This window comes from Erwinia artemisiae (assembly GCF_051400835.1).
GTDB classification, from domain to species: domain Bacteria; phylum Pseudomonadota; class Gammaproteobacteria; order Enterobacterales; family Enterobacteriaceae; genus Erwinia; species Erwinia aeris.
Genome location: NZ_JBLFFM010000007.1, coordinates 99,656 through 121,715 on the forward strand (window position 1 = coordinate 99,656; position 22,060 = coordinate 121,715).

Annotated in this window: 21 protein-coding genes; 4 read left to right on the forward strand and 17 right to left on the reverse strand. The window is 58.3% G+C overall.

All coding sequences use genetic code 11. The features are described 5' to 3' along the window. Positions 1-7: 7 nt before the first annotated feature. From rodZ to ndk, 4 genes are all read right to left on the reverse strand, one after another. Entirely contained in the window at positions 8-1,021 is a 1,014-nt protein-coding gene (gene rodZ, locus ACMGEE_RS15940) for a cytoskeleton protein RodZ (protein ID WP_301730810.1), read from the reverse strand. Next, positions 1,011-1,733: a type IV pilus biogenesis/stability protein PilW gene (gene pilW, locus ACMGEE_RS15945; RefSeq protein WP_301252041.1), complete on the reverse strand. Its 723-nt coding sequence runs from the start codon at positions 1,731-1,733 to the stop codon at positions 1,011-1,013. Before pilW ends, rodZ begins: the two co-directional genes overlap by 11 nt. Before the next feature lie 66 nt (positions 1,734-1,799). Then, the gene (gene rlmN / locus ACMGEE_RS15950) at positions 1,800-2,960 is read right to left on the reverse strand and encodes a dual-specificity RNA methyltransferase RlmN (RefSeq protein ID WP_253459309.1); all 1,161 of its coding nucleotides are present in this window, start codon (positions 2,958-2,960) and stop codon (positions 1,800-1,802) included. A 180-nt stretch (positions 2,961-3,140) separates the two neighbouring features. After that, complete coding sequence (ndk, locus tag ACMGEE_RS15955; protein WP_125289523.1) at positions 3,141-3,572, reverse strand: nucleoside-diphosphate kinase; 432 nt, start codon at positions 3,570-3,572, stop codon at positions 3,141-3,143. Between the two features lie 274 nt (positions 3,573-3,846). On the opposite strand from ndk, the gene sseA reads away from it, so the two are divergent. After that, a complete protein-coding gene (sseA, locus tag ACMGEE_RS15960; RefSeq protein ID WP_253459307.1) occupies positions 3,847-4,692 on the forward strand; it encodes a 3-mercaptopyruvate sulfurtransferase in 846 nt (281 codons plus the stop codon). A 127-nt stretch (positions 4,693-4,819) separates the two neighbouring features. On the opposite strand, the gene sseB is transcribed toward sseA, so the two are convergent. The 5 genes from sseB to trmJ all read right to left on the reverse strand — a co-directional run bounded on the left by sseB (position 4,820) and on the right by trmJ (position 9,708). Beyond that, positions 4,820-5,575 (reverse strand): enhanced serine sensitivity protein SseB, encoded by a 756-nt coding sequence (sseB, locus tag ACMGEE_RS15965; RefSeq protein WP_253459304.1) that lies wholly within the window; start codon positions 5,573-5,575, stop codon positions 4,820-4,822. A 47-nt stretch (positions 5,576-5,622) separates the two neighbouring features. Further along, positions 5,623-6,906 carry an aminopeptidase PepB gene (gene pepB, locus ACMGEE_RS15970; protein WP_436830331.1) on the reverse strand — a complete coding sequence of 428 codons (1,284 nt, stop codon included), beginning with the start codon at positions 6,904-6,906 and terminating at the stop codon, positions 5,623-5,625. A 130-nt stretch (positions 6,907-7,036) separates the two neighbouring features. Then, entirely contained in the window at positions 7,037-8,218 is a 1,182-nt protein-coding gene (locus ACMGEE_RS15975; RefSeq protein ID WP_436830332.1) for an IscS subfamily cysteine desulfurase, read from the reverse strand. A 112-nt stretch (positions 8,219-8,330) separates the two neighbouring features. Next, positions 8,331-8,828 (reverse strand): Fe-S cluster assembly transcriptional regulator IscR, encoded by a 498-nt coding sequence (gene iscR / locus ACMGEE_RS15980; RefSeq protein WP_253459294.1) that lies wholly within the window; start codon positions 8,826-8,828, stop codon positions 8,331-8,333. Positions 8,829-8,979: 151 nt separating this feature from the next. Further along, positions 8,980-9,708, reverse strand: a complete 729-nt coding sequence (gene trmJ / locus ACMGEE_RS15985; RefSeq protein WP_253459291.1) for a tRNA (cytosine(32)/uridine(32)-2'-O)-methyltransferase TrmJ — start codon at positions 9,706-9,708, stop codon at positions 8,980-8,982. A 117-nt stretch (positions 9,709-9,825) separates the two neighbouring features. Here trmJ and suhB point away from each other — a divergent pair, with 117 nt between their 5' ends. Next, the gene (suhB, locus tag ACMGEE_RS15990; RefSeq protein WP_253459288.1) at positions 9,826-10,629 is read left to right on the forward strand and encodes an inositol-1-monophosphatase; all 804 of its coding nucleotides are present in this window, start codon (positions 9,826-9,828) and stop codon (positions 10,627-10,629) included. Positions 10,630-10,684: 55 nt separating this feature from the next. On the opposite strand, the gene ACMGEE_RS15995 is transcribed toward suhB, so the two are convergent. Continuing rightward, a complete protein-coding gene (locus ACMGEE_RS15995) occupies positions 10,685-11,686 on the reverse strand; it encodes a nickel/cobalt transporter (RefSeq protein ID WP_436830333.1) in 1,002 nt (333 codons plus the stop codon). Then, positions 11,677-12,273 carry a DUF1007 family protein gene (locus tag ACMGEE_RS16000; protein WP_301730876.1) on the reverse strand — a complete coding sequence of 199 codons (597 nt, stop codon included), beginning with the start codon at positions 12,271-12,273 and terminating at the stop codon, positions 11,677-11,679. Before ACMGEE_RS16000 ends, ACMGEE_RS15995 begins: the two co-directional genes overlap by 10 nt. Before the next feature lie 183 nt (positions 12,274-12,456). On the opposite strand from ACMGEE_RS16000, the gene csiE reads away from it, so the two are divergent. Continuing rightward, complete coding sequence (gene csiE / locus ACMGEE_RS16005) at positions 12,457-13,722, forward strand: stationary phase inducible protein CsiE (protein WP_301252045.1); 1,266 nt, start codon at positions 12,457-12,459, stop codon at positions 13,720-13,722. 274 nt (positions 13,723-13,996) lie between these two features. On the opposite strand, the gene ACMGEE_RS16010 is transcribed toward csiE, so the two are convergent. Continuing rightward, the gene (locus tag ACMGEE_RS16010; protein ID WP_436830334.1) at positions 13,997-15,148 is read right to left on the reverse strand and encodes a 3-phenylpropionate MFS transporter; all 1,152 of its coding nucleotides are present in this window, start codon (positions 15,146-15,148) and stop codon (positions 13,997-13,999) included. 118 nt (positions 15,149-15,266) lie between these two features. Continuing rightward, positions 15,267-16,520 (reverse strand): serine hydroxymethyltransferase, encoded by a 1,254-nt coding sequence (gene glyA / locus ACMGEE_RS16015; RefSeq protein ID WP_436830335.1) that lies wholly within the window; start codon positions 16,518-16,520, stop codon positions 15,267-15,269. A 333-nt stretch (positions 16,521-16,853) separates the two neighbouring features. On the opposite strand from glyA, the gene hmpA reads away from it, so the two are divergent. Beyond that, a complete protein-coding gene (hmpA, locus tag ACMGEE_RS16020; protein WP_370734378.1) occupies positions 16,854-18,038 on the forward strand; it encodes an NO-inducible flavohemoprotein in 1,185 nt (394 codons plus the stop codon). Positions 18,039-18,087: 49 nt separating this feature from the next. Here hmpA and glnB read toward each other — a convergent pair whose 3' ends face one another. The 4 genes from glnB to ACMGEE_RS16040 form a co-directional block, all read right to left on the reverse strand. After that, entirely contained in the window at positions 18,088-18,426 is a 339-nt protein-coding gene (glnB, locus tag ACMGEE_RS16025; protein WP_125289509.1) for a nitrogen regulatory protein P-II, read from the reverse strand. A gap of 141 nt (positions 18,427-18,567) precedes the next feature. Further along, positions 18,568-19,902 carry a two-component system response regulator GlrR gene (gene glrR, locus ACMGEE_RS16030; protein ID WP_253459270.1) on the reverse strand — a complete coding sequence of 445 codons (1,335 nt, stop codon included), beginning with the start codon at positions 19,900-19,902 and terminating at the stop codon, positions 18,568-18,570. After that, positions 19,899-20,564: a two-component system QseEF-associated lipoprotein QseG gene (qseG, locus tag ACMGEE_RS16035; protein WP_253459268.1), complete on the reverse strand. Its 666-nt coding sequence runs from the start codon at positions 20,562-20,564 to the stop codon at positions 19,899-19,901. Before qseG ends, glrR begins: the two co-directional genes overlap by 4 nt. Before the next feature lie 38 nt (positions 20,565-20,602). Continuing rightward, on the reverse strand, positions 20,603-22,030 hold the full coding sequence (locus ACMGEE_RS16040) for a sensor histidine kinase (protein ID WP_301252049.1): 1,428 nt from the start codon (positions 22,028-22,030) through the stop codon (positions 20,603-20,605). Positions 22,031-22,060 lie beyond the last annotated feature (30 nt).

Consider the following 22,060-nt stretch of genomic DNA (forward strand, 5'->3'; position numbering starts at 1 on the left):
AGATGCGTTATTGCGCACCGACTGTCAGGCGGGCAACCTGGTTGCTACGGATAAAACGACTCAGATCGACCGGCTGGCCCTGATACTGGATCTGAACGGCGCCCGGCGCGCCAATCTTAAGACGATATGGCGCCGTGCCGGAAAGGCTGAGTTTACCACCACTACGCTGGATCCCGCTGAACAGTTTCTTGCCTGTCGCATCGGAAACTTCCAGCCAGCACTCTTTACTGAAGTTCATAACCAGCGCGTTGGCCTCGGCGGCTGGCGCGCTAACGCCTGCAGAAGCCGTCGGCATCTGGCCGTTGTCGGCCGGCACCTGCGAAGGCGAAACCGCAACCGGCGCGGCTGAGCCAGTAGCAGCGGCTGAAGTATTGGCTGCAGAGGCGGCTGAACCGGTCGCGGCGGCTGAAGTATTGGCCGCAGAAGAAGTGGCAGCAGCGTCAGGCGCGGCCGCGGTATCCGCAGGCGCGCTCTGGGCAGGCGCCGTCGGCGCCTCTTCGGCTGGTGACATGCCGTCCGCGCCGCTGTTGTTCAGCGGAATGGACTGGCTGTTATCGCCGCCTGCGCTGACATTCTGATCGGCCATTGAAACCAGATCGTCCTGCGCCGCCTTGTGGTTCTGCCACCACCATGCGCCGGTCAGGCCTACCACCACAAACAGCACCAGCCAGGTAAAAATCATCAGCCAGCCGTCGCGTTTTTTGCGGCGTTTGCCCAGGGAAAAACTCTGCATCGGCTCGACTTTAGCAGCCCGTACGGGTGCCTGTTTCGCCATCATCGGCAGCAGCTCTTCTTCCGGCACGTGCACCAGCCGGGCGTAAGAACGGATATAGCCACGCAGGAAGGTAGACGCCAGATCCGCAGGCGCCTTGTCCTCTTCAATATCGCGGACGGTGGAAAGTTTCAGGCAAAGGCGCTCCGCAACGTTCTGCTGAGACAGGCCCATTTGCTCACGGGCTACGCGCAGGCGCTCGCCTGTTGAATTTACTGCTGATTTATCTTGAGTGGCTTCAGTATTCATTAGCTAAAAAATGCAGGTACTGTATCGATTGTGGAAAATTTCGCGCCAGCTGTTCCCCGGCAAGCCGGATGCTCTCCGGATGCCCTGCCCGCGCGGCGAAGCGAATCTCTAACCACAAGCTCTGCGCCGAAGCGGCAAAGTTGTGTTGATAAACATCTAACAGGAGCCGCGATGAATCGCGCTCGTTCTTTCCAAATCGCCTTTCGGCTTCCGCCAGCAGCGCAGCGCCCTTTTCCGCATCGTTTTGCGTCGCTTCCAGCAACGCGGCTTTGGCCTTCTGCGCTTCACCCGCGCGCAGATAGCAATAGCCGGCATTCTCCAGGGCGTCGGCGCGACCCGGTATTCGGATCGCCTTACTGAACTGCTGCTGGGCCGCATCATACTGCCCTAAAAGACAGAGAAACGCACCGTAATTATTGATTACGTCACGGTTTTGTCCTGCCAGCGCCACGGCTTTTCGGTAATGCTCCTGCGCCGCGGCGTTGTCGCCCACGCGCTGAAAATAGCGCGCCATGGCAAGCCTGCAGCGATAGTCGTCAGGCGCCAGCTGCAGCGCCTGTCGTAAATTGCGTTCCGCCGGGGCCAGCTGATCCTGCGCCAGCCAGGCCAGGCCTAATTGTAGTCGCGTCCCGGCCAGCTCGCTGCGCGGTGTCGTCAGGCTACAGCCCGCAAGCAGCAGCGCGACCAGCCAAAATGATAATCCCTTATTCATCATCGCCTCCTTAGCGGAAGCGATGTTACGCCCTTTTACTCAGCGGACAAGCCGCGAGCCTGGCTTTCAGAGCGCTTTCACAGAAATCGCTTCGCCGGCCATTTTTTTACGCATCGTGCGGCGCGTGCGGTCGATGACTTCACCAGCAAGCTGGCCGCAGGCGGCATCAATATCATCGCCGCGGGTCTTACGCACAATAGTGGTAAAACCATAATCCATCAACACTTTAGAGAAGCGATCGATGCGACTGTTCGAACTCCGGCCATACGGCGCGCCCGGGAAGGGGTTCCACGGAATAAGGTTAATCTTGCACGGCGTCTCTTTCAGCAGCGCGGCCAGCTCATGCGCGTTATCGGTGCTGTCGTTGACGTGATCCAGCATGACATACTCGATGGTCACGCGGCCCTGATTGGCGTTGGACTTGGAGATGTAGCGCGCGACGGAAGCCAGGAAGGTTTCGATATTATATTTTTTGTTGATCGGCACGATTTCGTCGCGGATAGCGTCGTTTGGCGCATGTAGCGAAATCGCCAGCGCTACGTCGATCATATCGCCCAGCTTGTCCAGCGCGGGAACGACCCCGGAGGTGGACAGCGTCACGCGGCGTTTTGACAGCCCGAAGCCGAAATCGTCCAGCATGATTTCCATCGCCGGGACAACGTTATTCAGGTTGAGCAGCGGCTCGCCCATGCCCATCATCACCACGTTGGTGATAGGACGCTGGCCGGTTACTTTCGACGCGCCGATAATTTTAGCCGCGCGCCAGACCTGGCCGATAATTTCGGATACGCGCAGGTTGCGGTTAAAGCCCTGCTGCGCGGTCGAGCAGAATTTACACTCCAGCGCGCAGCCGACCTGTGAGGAGACGCACAGCGTGGCGCGATCTTTCTCCGGAATATAAACGGTTTCCACCTGCTGGCCACCGACCGTGATCGCCCATTTGATGGTGCCGTCCGCCGAGCGCTGCTCTTCCGCCACTTCCGGCGCGCGGATTTCGGCCAGCTCTTTCAGCTTGCCGCGGAAAACCTTGTTGATGTCGGTCATCTCATCGAAATCATCACAGCAGTAGTGATAAATCCACTTCATTACCTGATCGGCACGGAACGGCTTTTCGCCCAGGCCAACAAAAAATTCGCGCATTTGCTGACGGTTCAGATCGAGCAGGTTGATTTTTTCTTTTTTTGGCGTGGTGATAGCAGATGACGGGGTGACAATTTGTTCAGACATAATATTCTCTGGCCTCGTTGTTACACGTTATGGCGCTGGGGAGGTTAATAAGAAGTATAAATGAAACGCCCCCGCTGAGCAGGGGCGCATTATTGTACAGGCAGAGCGTCTGCGGATTAAAGGGCGTTATGAAAATAAATTGTAAACGCGCCGCATTCCCCTGCCATCAATAATCAATAATTAACGAGTGCGTGGGCACACTTCGCCTTCGCCAAAGAAGAAGGCGATTTCGCGAGCGGCAGACTCGGCAGAGTCAGAACCGTGGGTCGCGTTCTCGGTGAAGCTGTCCGCGTAGTCGGCACGCAGCGTACCAGCCAGCGCGTTGTCCGGGTTAGTTGCGCCCATCAGATCGCGGTGACGCTGTACGGCGTTTTCGCCTTCCAGCACGGAAACCACTACCGGGCCAGAGGTCATGAATTCAACCAGGCCGTCGAAGAAAGGACGGCCCTGGTGTTCTGCGTAGAAGCCTTCAGCCTGCTCTTTGGTCAGGTGCAGCATTTTGGTGCCAACGATTTTGAAGCCAGCGCTTTCAAAACGGTTAAAAATGGCACCAATTACGTTTTTTGCCACCGCGTTTGGTTTTACGATAGAAAAAGTACGTTCGATAGTCATAGTGACCCCTGTTTGATGTCGAGTTTGGCCGGTGAAAAGGCTCCCCGGCCGGGAAAATGGCGCCGATTATAGGGGGCATAAGCCCGCATTCCTATCGGATATTCAACAAATCGTTAAAAAAGTCGCTTAAGCGCCTACAGACCGGCAACCTTAGTGCGCAATCGCGCAAAAATGCTTCAGCTCGCCGCCCGGCGTGGAGAAAACCCGAGAAGATCTTGAGATGCCCGTCAGGATAACCGACACTCAGGGCAACTATTCCTGTTGCGAGGCCGCTATGACTTGCTCTTTGTTTGTGACCGCCGACTGGCTGGCGGAACACTATGCCGATGATGATATTCAGGTACTGGACGCGCGTATGCTGCCGCCGGGCCAGGAGAAGGTTCGCGATATTCAGGCGGAGTACCGTGCGGGCCATCTCCCGGACGCGCCTTTTTTCAATATCGAAGCGCTTTCCGACCCTGCCAGCCCTTATCCGCATATGCTGCCGCGAGCGGAAGCTTTTGCCGTGGCGATGCGCGAGCTGGGCGTCAGCAGCGAAAAACATTTAGTGGTTTACGATGAGGGTAATCTCTTCTCTGCGCCGCGCGCCTGGTGGATGCTGCGTCAGTTCGGCGTAGCCTCGGTTTCCATTCTGGCCGGCGGACTGAGCGGCTGGCGCGAAGCCGGTTACGAGGTGGCTACCGGCGACGTCGCGCTGCCGGAAGCGGAGTTCGAGGCCAGTTTCGATCCGGCCGTGGTGAAGCGGATCACCGACGTGATGGTCATCAGCCATGAAGGCGGCGCGCAGATTGTCGACGCCAGAGCCGCCAACAGGTTTTACGGTGAAGTGGACGAGCCGCGTCCGGGCCTGCATCGCGGTCATATTCCCGGCAGCCTGAACGTGCCGTGGAACGAACTGGTGGAAAACGGTCAGCTGAAGTCGCCGGAGGCGCTGACGGCCATTTTCCAGCGTCAGGGCGTGAAGCTCGACGAGCCGGTGGTGGCCAGCTGCGGCTCCGGCGTGACGGCGGTCGTGCTGATCCTGGCGCTGACGTCGCTGGGCGTGGAAAACGTCACGCTCTATGACGGCTCCTGGGGCGAATGGGGTAGCCGCGACGATTTGCCGATCGCTACCCGATAAACAGCCGCCCCGGCGGCCGGAAGGAAAGCCTTATTAAGACGGGCGATGGCGATCGATATTCAGCGCGGCTATTTACACTGGCCGCGCTGTTTTAACGCCATCAGCAAAGCAGAAGTCGCCCGGCGCTTTACAGGATCCTGTCCTGCTTAAGCGAGCGCAGGAAGCTGCCCCACCGCCGTTCATAAAAGGGCGTGATATGCGCGGTAAAGAAGTGGCTGATATTGTCATTATCCACTACTTCGCAAATATCTACCGGCTCATCCTCTAACAGCGTATCGGTCGCCACGCTGCCCGCCGCCTGAATGATATTTTCGATATCACCGTCGGCTTCAATGCCAATTAGCAAATTAGGCTTCGCGTCCGCCGCTTCTTTAATATGCGCTACCCATGCGCGCCGCACCTGCTTATGTTTAGCAAACAGCTCCGTCAGCGAGGCGATGGTTTGCGCAGGCGGTTCGGCAATTTCCGACAGCAGCAGCGAAGCGCCGCCTTCCAGCACCGTTTGCTGGCTCAGGGCGTTGCCCTCTTTCCCCAACAGGCTGCTGATTTCCCCCGGCGAAAACTCCTTGCCGACGGGCAGTTTGGGATTCAGAAACAGCGTTTCGCCCTGAGTCATGGCAAACAGCGTGCGTACCGGCATCACCAGAAAAGGCTGTTCTTCGGTGACGGCCTGCTGTAGCGCCTGCTCTGAGGTGAAAAAGGGAATAATGCTGGTGCCGTCCTCTTTTTCCCAGTGCTGCAGCTCCGCATCGGCCTGCTCCACGCTTTCGCCAGGCACCCAGACGCTGGCTTCCATCAGTAACGTAAAGAACTCCGGGCGGTGCGCAGGCTCGGTCGCCGCCAGTTTCAACACCTCTTCCAGGCGCTGGTTGATTTCGTTCATTGCTTGCTTCCAGTCAAAGCGCCGGGCGCAGCGCCCGGCTACACGTTCTATTTCAGCAGCAGATTCGCCACGGTACGTACGCCCAGTCCGGTCGCGCCGGCAGACCACTGATCCACCGCGCCTTTACGGTAGGTCGCTGAGCAGTCGATATGCAGCCAGCCCTGCTGATAGTGCTTCACAAAGTGCGACAGAAACGCGGCGGCCGTGCTGGCGCCTGCCGTATGCGAAGGCGCGGCAATATTGTTTAAATCGGCAAAGTTAGAAGGCAGATAGCCGCGATGGAACTCGGCCAGCGGCAGTCGCCAGAAAGGTTCGTTCTCGCTGGCGGCGCTCTCCAGCAGCGACTGCGCCAGCGCGTCATCAAAGCTGAACAGCGCGTGATAATCGTTGCCCAGCGCCGTTTTGGCCGCGCCGGTCAGCGTCGCCGCGTCGATCATCAGCTGCGGGTTCTGTTCGCTGGCGTCGATCAGGCCGTCCGCCAGCACCAGGCGCCCTTCCGCATCGGTGTTCATCACCTCTACGCTTTTCCCGTTGCGGTAACGAATAATATCGCCCAGACGGAAAGCGTTGCCGCTGACCATGTTGTCGGCGCAGCAGAGATACAGCTTCACGCGCTTATCCAGTCCGCGATCGATAGCCAGCGCCAGCGCGCCGGTCAGCGTGGCGGCACCGCCCATATCCGACTTCATTGAATCCATCGAGCCGCTGGGTTTCAGGCTGTAGCCGCCGGTATCAAAGGTGATGCCTTTGCCCACCAGGCAGGCGAAGACCGGCGCTTTCTCATCGCCCGTCGGGTTATAGTCCAGCGCCAGCAGCGCCGGGCTGCGTGTTGAGCCGCGTCCTACCGTATGCAGACCGCTGTAGCCCTGAAGACGCAGATCCTCGCCTTTGGTAATGCGGTAGCTGGCCTTTTCGCCCGCCACGCCGCAGAGCAGATCGACCGCGCGCTGCGCCAGCTGTTCCGGGCTAAGCTCTTCCGCCGGAAGGTTGATGGTGTCGCGCACCCAGTCGATGATTTTCAGACGATGATCGAGCTCGGCCCGATCCGCCTCGCTCAACGCGGCCCATTCAACTTTTCTTTCGCCTTTCGGCCCGCGATAGCCCTGCCAGAAGGCCCAGCTTTTTTCCAGGTCCCAGTCGCCCTGCAGGCTGACGTGACGAATGCCCTGCCCGTCGATTTTGCGCGCCGCGCGCTGAATGGTGGTCAGCACATCGCCGCCGTTAAGGTGGATGGTCATGCCGCTGTCGTTGCTGGTCAGGGTCGCTTTTTCGCCCCAGCGCGCATCCGCCGCTGTCGTCGACAGCGTAATGATCATTGGCGTGGTTGTCATAACCTGGCTCCTTGTTAAAAATTTGTTATATCGACCTTGCAACGGCCGACGGCAGCGATAACGCTGCCTGTTCGTTTTAAGATTAACAGATTAAGCATAACGGGCTAAACAGCCCGTAGAACGGAAAAGATTAGCGCGAAGACGCCGCTCGCCATTGCGGAGATAAGTCACGCAGGCGGGTAATGGATTTACGCACCAGCTCGATAGCGTATTCGATCTCCTCGCCCGTGGTAAAGCGCCCCAGCGAAAAGCGCAGCGAACTGTGCGCCAGCTCTTCACTCAGGCCCAGCGCGCGCAGGACATAGGAAGGTTCAAGGCTGGCCGAGGTGCAGGCGGAGCCGGAGGAGAGCGCCAGATCTTTCAGCGCCATAATCAGCGATTCGCCATCCACGTGCGCAAAGCTGACGTTAAGGATATTCGGTGCGCTCTGCTCCAGGCTACCGTTAAGATACACCTCGTCGATTTCGCTCAGGCCCGCCCACAGGGTTCTGCGCAGCAGGTTAAGCCGGGCGCTTTCGCTGCTCATCTCTTCCTTTGCGATACGGTAGGCCTCGCCCATGCCGACGATTTGATGCACGGGCAGCGTGCCGGAACGCATGCCGCGCTCGTGACCACCGCCGTGGATCTGCGCGGCGATACGGATACGGGGCTTTCTGCGCACGTAAAGTCCGCCGATGCCTTTCGGGCCATAGAGCTTATGCGCGGAAAAAGACATCAGGTCGACTTTCAGCTCGCTGAGATCCACCGGCAGCTTGCCGACGCTCTGCGTGGCGTCAACGTGGAAGAGAACGCCGCGCGACTGGCACAGTTCGCCGATAGCTGCAATATCCTGCACCACGCCGGTTTCATTATTGACGTGCATAATGGAAACCAGGATGGTGTCGTCGCGCATCGCGTCCTGCAGCTGTTGCAGCGTGATAATGCCGTCGGCGTGCGGGGCCAGGTAAGTTACCTCGAACCCTTCGCGCTCCAGCTGGATACAGGTATCCAACACGGCTTTGTGCTCGGTCTGGCTGGTGATGATGTGTTTGCCTTTCTCCTGCTGGAGTTCGGCCGCGCCTTTGATGGCCAGATTATCGGATTCGGTTGCGCCAGAGGTAAAAACGATTTCGCGGGGATCGGCACCAATCAGTTCGGCAACCTGGTTGCGGGCGACGTCGACCGCTTCTTCCGCCTGCCAGCCAAAGCGATGGGAGCGGGAAGCCGGATTGCCAAAAGTCCCGTCAAGGGTCAGAAACTGCACCATTTTTTGCGCTACGCGGGGATCGGCGGGCGTGGTGGCGGCGTAATCAAGGTAAATCGGGACTTTCATTGCGTTGAACTCCGTACAGTTAAGTATGTCATTCAATGCGGTCTGCCGCGTCGGTGACCATCGTCCCCGACACAGAGTGGTATGAGGACGACGGCTTTCGCCGCCGCTTTAATCAGGCTCGCAGATTGACGTTAATCGTTTCATGCAGGCGGCCGGCCGGCACGCGCGCTTTTTCAGTGTTGTTCTGACGATCGGCCACATCCAGGATTTCCTGGTTGTTCACCAGTTCCGCCAGCGTAATGTTGTTCAGGAAGTCGCTGATACGCTCGCTCAGGTCGCGCCACAGCACGTGGGTCAGACAGCGTTCGCCGCCCTGACAGCCTTCTTTGCCCTGACACTTGGTCGCATCCACAGACTCATCCACGGCGGTGATCACCGCGCCAACCGCAATCTCGCCGGACGCTTTGCCCAGCAGATAGCCGCCGCCTGGCCCACGTACGCTGGCCACCAGACCGTTTTTACGCAGGCGAGAGAAAAGCTGCTCCAGGTAGGACAGCGAAATGCCCTGACGCTCTGAAATATCAGCTAAAGGTACTGGCCCTTCGTGCGAGTGCAGCGCAACATCAAGCATAGCGGTAACGGCATAACGGCCTTTGGATGTCAGTCTCATGGCGTAAACGACCTCGGTTGTTCGTGAACATTTGATGGACGAAGTCTGCCATTCCTGAGTGTTTTGGTCAACTATTTAACCGAGTAATTCACTCAAGTATTTAACCTGGTAATTTACTCAACTATTACCGCTGCTTTTTTGCGCGCCTCGACTACTTCTCGCTCTTTGGCTTTTCCAGCGAAGAGAGCATGCCGCGCAGAATATTCAGCTCGTCGCGCTCCGGACGCGCCCGCGTATAAAGGCGGCGCATCTTGCTCATCACCTGGCCGGGATTGCCTTCACGTATAAAGCCGCTTCTCACCATCATCTGTTCCATATGCTGGTAAAAGCGCTCAAGGTCGTCGACCAGCGGATAAGGCGACTCTTCGTAGTCGGGCTGCGTGGTTTCCTGCGATTGCAAAAACGCCATGCGCACTTCATAAGCGATGATCTGTACCGCCATCGCCAGGTTGAGCGAGCTATACTCCGGGTTAGCGGCAATGGCTACGTGATAGTGGCACTTTTGCAGCTCTTCGTTGGTCAGGCCCACGCGCTCGCGGCCAAACACCAGCGCAACCGGCGCCTGCTGCCCTTCCTGCACGCTCTTGATGCCGCACTCGCGCGGATCGAGCATTGGCCACGGTAGCGAACGCGAACGGGCGCTGGTGCCAACCACCAGACTGCAGCCGGCCAGCGCTTCATCAAGCGTGTCAACAATGTGCGCTTCGCCAATCACGTCGCTGGCGCCAGCGGCCAGTGCGATAGCCTGCGAGTCAGGTTTGACCAGCGGATTGACCAGATAAAGGTTGGTCAGGCCCATGGTTTTCATCGCGCGAGCGACGGATCCCATATTGCCGGTGTGAGAAGTTTCCACCAGCACGATTCGGATGTTATGCAGCATAGGAGTTCAGGTCTGTGAGATAATTTGCCAATGTTAACATATTTTCAGGACTTTTACCGAGCCCCCTGCTATAATCCGCGCCGTTTTCCGTTCTTTAACATCCAGTGAGAGAGACCGATGCATCCGATGCTCAACATCGCCGTGCGCGCTGCGCGCAAGGCCGGTAATTTAATTGCCAAGAATTATGAAACGCCAGACGCCGTTGAAGCCAGCCAGAAAGGCAGCAACGACTTCGTTACCAATGTTGACCGCGACGCCGAGCGCCTGATTATTGAGGTGATCCGCAAGTCTTATCCAAAGCACACCATTATTTGTGAAGAAAGCGGTGAGCTGCCCGGAGAAGACAAGGATGTGCAATGGGTTATCGATCCACTGGATGGCACTACTAACTTCATTAAGCGCCTGCCGCATTTCTGTATTTCTATCGCCGTACGTATCAAAGGCCGCACCGAAGTGGCCGTGGTTTACGATCCAATGCGTAACGAACTGTTCAGCGCCGTACGCGGCCAGGGCACCCAGCTGAACGGCTATCGCCTGCGCGGCTCCACCGCTCGCGATCTGGATGGCACCATCCTGGCGACCGGTTTCCCGTTCAAGCTGAAGCAGCACGCCACGCCGTATATCAATATCGTGGGTAAACTCTTTACCCAGTGCGCGGATTTCCGTCGCACCGGTTCTGCCGCGCTGGATCTGGCTTACGTTGCCGCCGGCCGCGTGGACGGCTACTTTGAAATCGGCCTGAAGCCGTGGGATTTCGCCGCGGGCGAGCTGCTGGTACGTGAAGCAGGCGGCCTGGTGACCGACTTCGTTGGCGCGCATGGCTATATGCACTCCGGCAACATCGTCGCCGGTAACCCACGCGTGGTAAAAGCGATGCTGGCGACCATGCGCGACGAGCTGAGCGAAGCGCTGAAGCGCTAAATCACTCTCAAGAAAGGGCTGAACGTTTGTTCAGCCCTTTTTTATTGCCGCGCATTTAAAAAAGCGGTCGTATCCCGCCGGATAACGCAGGCTGCGCGCTCAGCCACAGCATTACGCCGGTTGCCAGCAGCAGCAGGCCGCCTGTCAGCGACAGCGTTGCCCAGATAAAAGCGCGATCGCTCTGCGCGTTTTCTCGTCGACTCAGCTTCAGCGCCAGCGCGCGCGAAACCTGCACCAGCACGGCCATAGCCGTTACCGTAACGGCCGTTCCCACCGCCATCGCCAGTGCGGAAAGCACGCCCCATGCGTAAACGCCGATCACTTTAGAAAACAGCAGCATCATAATCGCGCCGGAGCACGGCCGCAGCCCCATTGACAGCACCACCAGCGCTTTGGTTTTACCGCTGACCGCCTTATCCAGCATTCCGCTATCCGGCACGTGCTGATGCCCGCAGCCGCAGTGTGCGCCGTGCCGATGGCCCTGTTCTACAGGCATCAGGCGGCTAACGGCAAGGCGGGGCTTTTTCAGCAGGCGCACAATTCTGCCGCCCGCTCGCCAGCACAACCACAGCCCCAGCCCGACTACCAGCAGATAACTGCCCTTTTCCAGCCAGTAGCTGCCCACATGCAGCTGGCGGGAAGAGAGCTGTAGCACCACCAGCATTATCGTCACCAGCGCAATCGCCACGCCGCCCTGTAGGAGGGCTGCGGCCAGGGTCAGCCGGATGCTGGTGTTCATCTTCGTGGGATGCGTAGCCAGAAACGTTGCGATCACTACTTTGCCGTGGCCCGGCCCAAGCGCGTGCAGGATGCCATAAATCAGGCTGAACCCCATCAGCGTCAGGCCGACCTGATGCGGCCGGCTCGCCACCTGCTGCAGCAGCGCCGTCATCTCCACATGCAAATTGCGCTGCCAGACCACGCTTTGCAGCAATAATTGCGGCCAGTACAGCCAGGCCGCCGCGCCCGCTGCGATAAATATCAGCAGCAGCAGGTAAAGCGGCCACGCCTGAAGCCAGCGGCTGCGGGATCGCTGCGCTACGGACATCACTGACATAATAAGGTCACCGTTTGGGCAAACTGACGGCCAAGATCCATATCGGCAGGCGGCGCATCGGCTTTATCCAGCGACAGCGCATAGGTCTGGAGCGAAGCGTTGGGATTGGGCGTTTTAAGCGTCAATCGGCAGCGCTGCGCCAGCTCTGGCGGAAGATGCAGCGATTGTTCGGATGCAAAAGTCATATCGACAAAGTAAGTCGGATCGAAAATGGAAAAGGTGTAGCGCTGTCCGGCCAGCGGCTGCGGTTCGTCCAGCGGCAGAATAAACTCCAGCACGGCTTTGTTTCCCTCTCGCGACAGCCGGTATTCCGGCGGTAAGTTGCCAAATTTCACCGGCTTGCCTTTATGCCAAAACTCGGCGAAATAATGCTGCGCCATCACGTTGGCCATCACTTCCGCCGCCAGTTTTTTCCAGACCACCGAATCCGGTTTGGCTTTGCCCGCGTCGTACAATAAATCGGCGGAGGTGATCTCATCCATCACCCAGTGCATTTTCAGGCCGGTCAGCCGATCGTCCTGCTGCACCAGCGTGGCCTGCATAGCGATAAAGCTATGGGGATGGCTCCATGCTTGCGGCATTACCATCAGCAGCGCTATGCACAGCAGCCTGATAAAAATGTTATAACGTAACAATACCTGCTCCTTATCCAACCGGTGAAAAAATCTGTGACCTGCCTTAAAAGCTACAAAAAAATCTGCTGGCTGTCGGTTTAGTCCGACCGGGTCACGCTATTCTTAGCGGGGTGACTTTTATCGGGACAGCAGATCATGACTCAACCTCTAATCGGGCCAGCTGCTTTCTCCAGTCCGCAGCGACGCTGCCATCTGCTATTACTGCTTTATCTGCCAGGCAGCGTCACGCTGGAGCTATTGTGCCAGCTCAACGGCGTGGATCCTTCCGTGGCCCGGCAAGATATAGCGGAGGTCACGGCAGAAATCCAGCGCTATCACCGGCTGTCGCTGCTACAGCACGCTACTGACGGCTATCGGATTGACGGTGCGGAACTGGATCGGCGGCTGTGCCTGCTGCACTGGCTTAAACGCGCGCTGCGGCTAAGCCCTGATTTTGTTCGGCAGCATTTTTCTCCGGCGCTGAAGCAGCAGCTGCAAACGCTGCGGATAGAAAAAGCCCTTTATGATGACCATAACCTGAATGCGCTGGTTCACCACTGCGCGCAGGGTTTGTCACGAGAGTTTACGCCGCGCGACTGTCAGTTTCTGGCGCTGTTTATGCAGCATTCGCTGGGTCGCCAGGCGCCCCTGTCATTTAATGAGGCCCAGCAGGCCTGGCTGGCAAAGCGTCGGGAATATCAGGTAGCGCAGGAGATTGTGCAGCACTGGCAAAAACGCTGTAAGGCCGCGCCGGAGGCGAATATTGCCTGCTTGCTTGCCCTGCTGTTCAGCCAGCTTCATACGCCCACCCTCGCCGGGATCCGTCATGACTATGAGCAGCAGCTGCTTGCCGATATTTATCGGCTGATTGAGCAATTTCAGATGCTTTCCGGTCACCGTATCGGCAACGTGCAGGGCCTGTGCGAACAGCTCTATACGCACATGGCGCAGGCGCTGGAGCGATCCCTGTTTGGTATCGGCATTGATAACAGCCTGGCGGAAGAGGTTCTGCAGCTTTATCCACGGCTGTTGCGTACCACCCAGGCGGCAATAGTCAGCTTTGAACAGCGCTACTCGCTGCGTTTTTCTGAAGAAGAGATGGGGCTTATTGCTATTATTTTCGGCGCGTGGCTGATGCAGGAAAACGTGCTGCAAGAAAAACAGGTACTGCTGCTAACCGGAAAAGATGCCGCGCTGGAAAAAGAGCTCGAACAGCAGCTCCGCGAACTGACGCTGCTGCCGCTGAACATCAAATATCTGGACGTGGCGGAATATCAGCGCAGCAGCGCCCCAAAGGGTATTGCGCTGGTGATTACGCCCTATGCCACGCCGCTGCCGCTCTACTCTCCGCCGTTAATCCATGCGGAACTGCCGCTACAGCCGCATCAGCAGGATCGTATCAGGCTGCTGCTGGAGTCCTGACCCACGCCTGCGAAAAGCAGGTTAGACTTGCGGACAAAGCGCCTGTTTTGCATAAAATCAATGCCCAATGGCTTTGAATACCTTGTTGCCTGATTTTTACTTTTTGCCTGTTGAGAGGCCGCCGCCCGTGCGGTTAACTGTGTCGCCTTTTGTGAATGATAAGGATTGTGCCATAAGGTTTAACGGCTACATTATCGTCAAGCATAAGTGCTGAGGTACTTCCCCCAATGCGCTACGCGCAAAGGGGGAGTATTTTAGCAAAGCCGCAGTGCGATTAGGTTTTCGCGGCAATGCGAGCGCTCTTTTCCGGCCGCAGAAACAGCGCCGGCACCACCAGCAGCGCCATCACCCAAAATATATCGCCGTGCAGATGCTGGAACAGCGCCCCGCAGACTATCGTCATTACCGCAATGCCGCCGCCCATCGCCAGCGCCGAATATACGGACTGCAGACGAATAACCTCGGCGCCTTCCCTGGCGGCGATAAAGCGCATCGCCGCCAGGTGACAAATGGTAAAGCTGCCGCAGTGCAGGATCTGCGCTATGATCAGCAGCGGCAGCGCCGTGGTTGAGGCCATCAGGCTCCAGCGGATCAGCGCACATACGCCGGAGAGCAGCAGCAGGTCCCGTGCGGTCCAGCGCCCAAAAAGCCGGTTGCTGGAGGCAAACACGATAATTTCTGCCACCACGCCCAGCGACCAGAGGTAGCCCACCACGCTCGCCGAATAGCCTGCATCCTGCCACCAGATAGCGCTAAAGCCATAATAGGCCGCGTGCGCGCCCTGCATCAGGGTGACGCAGAGCAGAAAGCGCCAGGATGATTTCAGCAGCCGCTGCCAGTCCTGCCAGCCCGCACGTGCGACAACCTTGTCGCTCCCCTGCGGCGGGGTGGCCGGGCGAAGCAACATCCCGCCGAGCATCGCCGCCGTTCCTGCACAGAGCAGCCACAGGATCGCCTGGTAAGAGAAAGCGTTAACCAGCACGCCGGTCAGCGCCGAGCTGATAACAAACGCCAGCGATCCCCACAGCCTGACCGGGCCGTAAGCCATTGCAATCTGCCGTTGCCAGGTGGCGGCCAGCGCGTCGCTCAGCGGCACCAGCGGAGAGAAAAACAGGTTGAAGCCAATCATGACCAGCAGTAGCCAGACCCAGAACGCGCTAAACCAAAAGCCCAGGGCAAACAGCAGCGACAGCCCCGCCAGCAGACGCAGCACGCTAATCAGGCGCGAAGGCGTCGTCACGCGGGAAGCGATAAGCAGGCTGCCGGTAAAGCGGGAAACCATGCCGACGCCTAATAAAAGGCCGATTTTTTCCGCATCAAGCCCGATGCCTTTCAGCCAGACGGCCCAGAACGGCAGCCAGACGCCGTAGGTAAAGAAGTAGGTGAAGTAGCCCAGCCCCAGCCACCACGCAGAACGGATTGCCATTTTTCCTCCGGCAATGTACAGACGAAAAAAACGGGACGTAGCGTCCCGTTTCGTTGTCGCGCCGGAAAATTCTCCGGCGTTCTGAAGCGGGATACAGCATCCCGCAGGCTTATGGCTTTTACGCGTACACCGGGAAGCGGGCGCACAGTTCCAGCACCTGCTTTTTCACGCGTTCGATGGTCGCTTCATCGTTGATATTGTCAAGAATGTCGCTGATCCAGCCGGCCAGCTGGCGCACTTCCGCTTCCTTAAAGCCGCGACGAGTCACCGCTGGCGAGCCAATACGGATGCCGGAAGTCACAAACGGGCTTTTCGGATCGTTCGGCACGCTGTTTTTGTTAACGGTGATGTTGGCACGGCCCAGCGCCGCATCAGCTTCTTTACCGGTCAGGCCTTTGCTCACCAGATCGATCAGGAACAGGTGGTTATAGGTGCCGCCGGAAACGATGTCGTAACCGCGCTCCAGCAGGACTTCCACCATCGCTTTAGCGTTTTTGGCAACCTGCTGCTGATAGACCTTAAACTCCGGCTCCATCGCTTCTTTCAGCGCTACCGCTTTACCGGCAATCACGTGCATCAGCGGGCCGCCCTGGCCGCTAGGGAAGACGGCGGAGTTCAGCTTTTTATAGAAATCTTCATCGCCGCCCTTCGCCAGGATCAGGCCGCCGCGTGGGCCCGCCAGGGTTTTATGGGTGGTGGTGGTTACGATATGCGCATGCGGAACCGGGTTCGGGTAAACGCCTGCGGCAATCAGACCGGCGACGTGCGCCATGTCGACAAACAGGTAAGCGCCGATGCTGTCAGCGATTTCACGCATTTTCGCCCAGTCGCAGATGCCGGAGTAGGCAGAGAAACCGCCGATGATCATTTTCGGCTTGTGCTTCTGCGCCTGCGCGGCCAGATCGTCATAATCGATTTTGCCGGTCTCGTCGATGCCGTAAGGCACCACGTTGTACAGCTTGCCGGAAAGGTTAACCGGGGAGCCGTGGGTCAGATGGCCGCCGTGCGCCAGGTTCATGCCCAGAATGGTGTCGCCCGGCTGCAGCAGCGCGGTATAAACGGCAAAGTTAGCCTGAGAACCGGAGTGCGGCTGCACGTTGGCGAAATCGGCGCCGAACAGCTCTTTAGCGCGATCGATCGCCAGCTGCTCTACGATATCAACATACTCACAGCCGCCGTAGTAGCGCTTGCCCGGATAGCCTTCCGCATATTTGTTGGTCAGCTGAGATCCCTGCGCCTGCATGACGCGCGGACTGGTGTAGTTTTCCGAAGCAATCAGTTCAATATGCTCTTCCTGACGCACTTTCTCCTGCTCCATTGCCTGCCACAACTCGGCATCATAATCGGCAATATTCATATCACGCTTTAACATCCGCTTCTCCTGACTCAGCTAACAATCTATTCGGCATTGAACGGCCCTTTTGGGCGAAGGCCAACAGTGTAAACCGTTTTGCCTGCTCAGGGATAGCCGGAAAGCAGGGTTTTTACGCAAACGATTGGCTCCAGCGCTGGCAAGGGTTAGTTCTCTTTTTCCCTGGCGTGGCGGCTCGTCTGTTTCATCATCATCTACGTGCAGGTTTTTCAACATCGTCCTTTTTTTATGGTAATAAATGCCCTTGTCTGGTTAAAGGTTATTTACAGCGTGACGCGTTTCGCTATAAGATGCATTTAAAATGCAACTTATAAAAATCCTCAGGAGTTCGCCATGTTAGACGCCCGCACTATCAGCACCATCAAAGCGACCATCCCGGCTTTGCTGGCTACCGGCCCCGCCCTTACCGCCCACTTTTACGATCGGCTGTTCAGCCATCATCCGGAGCTGAAAGACATCTTCAATATGAGCAACCAGCGCAACGGCAATCAGCGTGAAGCGCTGTTCAACGCTATCTGCGCCTATGCGGGCAATATTGAAAACCTGCCCGCTATTCTGCCGGCGGTTGAGAAAATCGCGCAGAAGCACACCAGCTTTGCCGTGCAGCCTGAACATTACCAGGTAGTGGGCGAACACCTGCTGGCCACGCTGGATGAGATGCTCAGCCCCGGCCAGGAAGTGTTGGATGCGTGGGGAAAAGCCTATGGCGTGCTGGCAGACGTGTTTATTAAGCGTGAAGAAGAGCTGTATGAGGCGTCGGAACAAAAAGTGGGCGGCTGGCGGACGCCGCGCGCGTTCCGCATCAGCGAGATTACGCCACAAAGCGAAGTAATAAAAAGTATTGTCTTCAGCCCGGTTGATGGTCAGCCGGTAGCCGATTATCAGGCCGGGCAGTATCTGGGCGTCTGGCTGCGGGAAAAAAGCTTTGCTAATCAGGAGATCCGTCAGTATTCCCTGACGCGTTCGCCAAACGGCAAAGATTACCGGATTGCGGTGCGGCATGAGGCGGGCGGAACGGTTTCCGGCTGGCTGCACGATCACGCCAAAGTGGGCGACGAGGTGCGCCTGGCAGCGCCTGCCGGAGATTTCTTCCTGAATGTCACGCCGCAAACGCCGGTCACGCTGATTTCAGCGGGCGTCGGTCAGACGCCGATGCTGGCGATGCTGCACGTGCTGGCGGAACAGCACCACCCTGCGCCGGTACGCTGGCTGCACGCGGCGGATAACGGCAAAACCCACGCTTTTGCTGGTGAGGTTGTAGCGACGGGCCAGCAGCTGGCGCAGTTTTCACAGCATATCTGGTATCGGGATCCGCAACCCGACGATAGCGATCGCTATCAGACGCCGGGCCTGATGGATCTGCTGCCGATCGCAGAGCAGCTCAGCGATCCGGCCATGCACTTCTATCTTTGTGGCCCGGTCGGCTTTATGCAGCATATCGCTGAACAGCTGGTGAGCATGGGAGTAGCCGTTGAGCGCGTGCACTATGAGGTATTCGGCCCGCATAAAGTGCTGTAATACGCAAAAGGCCGGATAGTCCGGCCTTTTTTACCTGAAGGCAGGCGACTCAGATCGCTTCTTCATCTTCTTCGCCGGTACGGATACGCACCACGCGCGCCACGTCGAAGACAAAAATTTTGCCATCGCCGATTTTCCCGGTCTGGGCGGTGCGCATAATCGTTTCCACGCAGGTATCCACAATATCGTCGGCGATAACGATCTCGATTTTAACTTTCGGCAGAAAATCGACCATATATTCCGCGCCGCGATAAAGTTCGGTGTGCCCTTTCTGGCGGCCAAACCCCTTCACTTCGGTCACGGTCATCCCGGTGATGCCGACTTCAGCCAGCGCCTCGCGCACATCATCCAGTTTGAACGGTTTGATAATTGCATCGATCTTTTTCATGGCAGACCCTTGTTGTTCCCTCGCCAGCCGGAGGGTAAGCGTATTCAGTATATGTGCAGCAGACAGGATCCGCCGCGCGGTCTGTCACTTTTGCCGGGCAGATAAACTATCATATCTGCACCGCGATGCGGCACAAAAAAACTATTCTTTAAAATCAGAGGCATCCAGCTCATGGCGCGACAGCAGCTTGTAGAATTCCGTGCGGTTGCGTCCGGCCAGGCGCGCCGCGTGCGTCACGTTGCCTTTGGTCATTTGCAGCAGCTTGCGCAGGTAGTTCAGCTCGAACTGGTTTCTGGCCTCGACAAAAGTTGGCAGCGCCGTGTTTTCGCCCGCCAGCGCCTGCTCCACCAGCGCTTCGCCTATTACCGGCGCGGAGCTTAACGCCACGCACTGCTCGATGACGTTAACCAACTGGCGCACGTTGCCCGGCCAGCTTGCGGCGATCAGGCGCTTCATCGCATCGGTAGAAAAGCTGCGGACAAAGGGCTTATGCCTTTCGGCGGACTGCTTCAGCAAATGGTTCGCCAGCAGCGGAATATCTTCCGCGCGTTCGTGCAGCGCCGGCAGGCGCAGCGTCACCACGTTCAGACGATAATAGAGATCCTCGCGGAACTCTTTTTTCTCCATGGCCTTCGGCAGATCGCGATGCGTGGCGGAAATAATACGTACGTTAATATCCAGATCGCGATTGCTGCCCAGCGGCCGCACCTTGCGCTCCTGCAGCACGCGCAACAGCTTGACCTGGAGCGCCTGCGGCATATCGCCGATTTCGTCTAAAAACAGCGTGCCGCCTTCTGCGGCCTGAAACAGCCCTTCGCGCTGGCTCACCGCGCCGGTAAAAGCGCCTTTTGCGTGGCCGAACAGCTCGGACTCCAGCAGCTGCTCCGGCAGCGCGCCGCAGTTAATCGCGATAAAAGCCTTGCCGGCTCTCGGGCTGGCGGCATGAATCGCCTGCGCCAGGATCTCTTTTCCGGTTCCGCTCTGGCCGTTGATCAGCACGCTGACGTCGGACTGCGCCACCATCCTGGCCTGGTCCAGCAGCCGCAGCATCACCGGGCTGCGGGTAACAATGCTTTCCCGCCAGGCGTCGTCGCTGGCCGGCGCGCGATGTGCCAGAGCCTGATCGATGGCGCTATAGAGCGCGTCGCGATCCACCGGCTTGGTTAAAAAGCTGAATACGCCCTGCTGCGTGGCGGAAACGGCTTCGGGGATCGAGCCGTGAGCGGTAAGAATAATCACCGGCATGCCGGGATGGCTTTTCTGCACCTCGGCAAACAGCGCCAGACCGTTCATTTCATCCATGCGCAGGTCGCTGATGACCAAATCAATGCGCTCGTTTTGCAGCGTGCGCAGCGCCTCCGGCCCGCTTTCGGCGGTGGATACGCTAAACCCTTCGCTGCCCAGGCGCATCCCTAACAGCTTTAACAGGCCGGGATCGTCATCCACCAGCAGCAGGTTTGCCGATTTTTTTATCATCGCTGCGCTCCTTTTTCCGCGTCGTTTTTCTCGCTGTGGCCGTCGCTGCCGTCGGGCGAACGGCGCGTGGAGAGCTGACGTTCAATATCCGTTAGCGTGTCCAGCTTGCGTCGGGTGACTTTAAGCTCGCTGTTCAGCGTCGCCTGCTGCTGGCGCAGCGCGTCCAGCTGGGCATCGCTGGTCTGCTGCAAATGATGGTAGCGGGTGCGCTCCTCGGAGAGCTGCAGCTGCGCCATTTGGTTATCGCGCCACAGCTGAAGCAGCGGGCGCACGGCGGCGGGATAGTCGCGGCTGAAGGCGTCCAGCTGGAGCATATACTGACGCCGCTCGACGGGCGTGACGTTACCGTTGGCCATCAGCACCGCCTCTTTGAAAGCGCCCTGCCAGCTGTCGCCGCCCTGCTGGCGTGCCTGAGCGCGCGCGTCAGCGGCAGAAAGCCGCGCCGCGCAGTCTGTCGCCCGCAGCCAGTAAAGCGGATTGCTGGTTTTGCTCTCTTCCACGTCCCAGATCCGGGCGCAGTCCACCAGCCGGTAGTCCACTATCTTTGCTTCCGGTTCTACGGGCGCGCTATGACCCACGATTTTAGCGCCGGGCGCGTCGCTCGCGCAGGCGGCCAGCAGGCCAGCCAGCAGCGCGGCTGCCGTGTATTTGCCCAGCTGCATAACCGATCCCGCAGCCGGAAAAAAGAAAGGTAATCGCATTATTTGTTCTCGCCAATGGAGTTAAGTTCGATGCGAAAGCAGACGTCGGCCTCTTTACTGGCGGTCAGCTGTAGATCGCCCAGCAGGCGATGCACGCAGTCTTTGGCGATGCTCAGGCCCAGACCGCTGCCTTTTACCGCGCCTTTGCGCTGCTGGCTTCCCTGAAAGAAAGGCTCAAAAATCATCGCCCGCTCCGCATCCGGTATCGGCGTGCCGCTGTTGGCGACCTCGATGATGACCTTGCGGCCCTGCGGCCAGCTGCGGATCCAGATGGTACCGGATTCATCGCCGTAGTGTATCGCATTCGAGTAGAGATTATCGATCGCCCTTGTCAGCAGGGCTTCATCCGCCCGGCAGGCGGTGGCGGTCAGGGCAATATCGGTCTGGATCAGGCGCTTGCGTGCCGTGAGGTTGTGGCTGCTGACGATGCGCTCGATCAGCGGTTGCAGCTCCACCGGCTTCAGCACCACCTGCGCCTCTGAAAGCTTGCGGTTATAGTCCAGCAGCTGTTCAATCAGCCGTTGCAGATGGCGGCTGCTTTCGTCGAGGATGGCGACCACCTCGCGCTGATCGGTGGTCAGCGGGCCGGCGACTTCATCCGCCAGCAGCGCCGTCCCTTCACGCATGCTGGCCAGCGGCGTTTTCAGCTCGTGAGAGATATGGCGCAGGAATTCATGTCGCTGCGATTCAAGCCAGGCCAGGCGCTCGCTAAGCCATAAGATCCGCTGGCCGAGAGAACGCAGCTCGCGCGGGCCTTTCAGCGCGAGATTGTGCCCGGCCGAACGCCCTTCACCCAGCCGGTTGATCATGCGCTCGACCGCCTTGACCGGCCCGATGATCATGCGGGTAAACAGCACCACCAGCCCTAAACTGAGCAGAAACAGGATCAGCGCCTGCCAGCCGAAATACTGGCCGCGTTCGGCTATTTCGCGCTGCAGCTGTAGCCCACGTGAAAATACTGCATCACGCGTGGACTGCACCAGCCGGCCGTTGACGGCGGAAAAACGTTCCAGATTGTCGGAAGCCGTCTTAACAGGACTGCTGTTGTCGCACGCTATTTTCGCCAGTCCGGACAGCAGCTGCTGCAACGACTGCGTTAGCCGATCGTCGGGCACCGCCGCCGCCTGCTCTTCCAGCATGCGGGCATATTTGGTTCGTTGAGTCTGATAAAGGTTCGCCAGCATCGGATCGTCCAGCACGCAGTACTGGCGGTAGCTTCGTTCCAGTTCAAGCGCGGTGCGCGCCATCGCCTCGCTGCGGCGCACATCGGTCAGCGTATTGCGATTGATATCGGCCGCCTGATTGCTCAGCGCGGAGAGGCTTTCCCACGCCTGCCAGGCGAGCACCAGCAGCGGCAGCAGCACCAGCAGAAAGGCCATCAGCACCAGCTGGCGCAGCGATCGGGGAAACAGACGCCATTTTTTCACGGGAAGCTCTCCTGTTTTTAGTCAGCCCGA

Excerpts from the sequence above, each read along its gene's own strand:
- rodZ (WP_301730810.1), bottom strand. The coding sequence starts at position 1,021 with ATGAATACTGAAGCCACTCAAGATAAATCAGCAGTAAATTCAACAGGC.
- pilW (WP_301252041.1), bottom strand. The coding sequence starts at position 1,733 with ATGAATAAGGGATTATCATTTTGGCTGGTCGCGCTGCTGCTTGCGGGC.
- rlmN (WP_253459309.1), bottom strand. The coding sequence starts at position 2,960 with ATGTCTGAACAAATTGTCACCCCGTCATCTGCTATCACCACGCCAAAA.
- ndk (WP_125289523.1), bottom strand. The coding sequence starts at position 3,572 with ATGACTATCGAACGTACTTTTTCTATCGTAAAACCAAACGCGGTGGCA.
- sseA (WP_253459307.1), top strand. The coding sequence starts at position 3,847 with ATGACTTGCTCTTTGTTTGTGACCGCCGACTGGCTGGCGGAACACTAT.
- sseB (WP_253459304.1), bottom strand. The coding sequence starts at position 5,575 with ATGAACGAAATCAACCAGCGCCTGGAAGAGGTGTTGAAACTGGCGGCG.
- pepB (WP_436830331.1), bottom strand. The coding sequence starts at position 6,906 with ATGACAACCACGCCAATGATCATTACGCTGTCGACGACAGCGGCGGAT.
- ACMGEE_RS15975 (WP_436830332.1), bottom strand. The coding sequence starts at position 8,218 with ATGAAAGTCCCGATTTACCTTGATTACGCCGCCACCACGCCCGCCGAT.
- iscR (WP_253459294.1), bottom strand. The coding sequence starts at position 8,828 with ATGAGACTGACATCCAAAGGCCGTTATGCCGTTACCGCTATGCTTGAT.
- trmJ (WP_253459291.1), bottom strand. The coding sequence starts at position 9,708 with ATGCTGCATAACATCCGAATCGTGCTGGTGGAAACTTCTCACACCGGC.
- suhB (WP_253459288.1), top strand. The coding sequence starts at position 9,826 with ATGCATCCGATGCTCAACATCGCCGTGCGCGCTGCGCGCAAGGCCGGT.
- ACMGEE_RS15995 (WP_436830333.1), bottom strand. The coding sequence starts at position 11,686 with ATGTCAGTGATGTCCGTAGCGCAGCGATCCCGCAGCCGCTGGCTTCAG.
- ACMGEE_RS16000 (WP_301730876.1), bottom strand. The coding sequence starts at position 12,273 with ATGGTAATGCCGCAAGCATGGAGCCATCCCCATAGCTTTATCGCTATG.
- csiE (WP_301252045.1), top strand. The coding sequence starts at position 12,457 with ATGACTCAACCTCTAATCGGGCCAGCTGCTTTCTCCAGTCCGCAGCGA.
- ACMGEE_RS16010 (WP_436830334.1), bottom strand. The coding sequence starts at position 15,148 with ATGGCAATCCGTTCTGCGTGGTGGCTGGGGCTGGGCTACTTCACCTAC.
- glyA (WP_436830335.1), bottom strand. The coding sequence starts at position 16,520 with ATGTTAAAGCGTGATATGAATATTGCCGATTATGATGCCGAGTTGTGG.
- hmpA (WP_370734378.1), top strand. The coding sequence starts at position 16,854 with ATGTTAGACGCCCGCACTATCAGCACCATCAAAGCGACCATCCCGGCT.
- glnB (WP_125289509.1), bottom strand. The coding sequence starts at position 18,426 with ATGAAAAAGATCGATGCAATTATCAAACCGTTCAAACTGGATGATGTG.
- glrR (WP_253459270.1), bottom strand. The coding sequence starts at position 19,902 with ATGATAAAAAAATCGGCAAACCTGCTGCTGGTGGATGACGATCCCGGC.
- qseG (WP_253459268.1), bottom strand. The coding sequence starts at position 20,564 with ATGCAGCTGGGCAAATACACGGCAGCCGCGCTGCTGGCTGGCCTGCTG.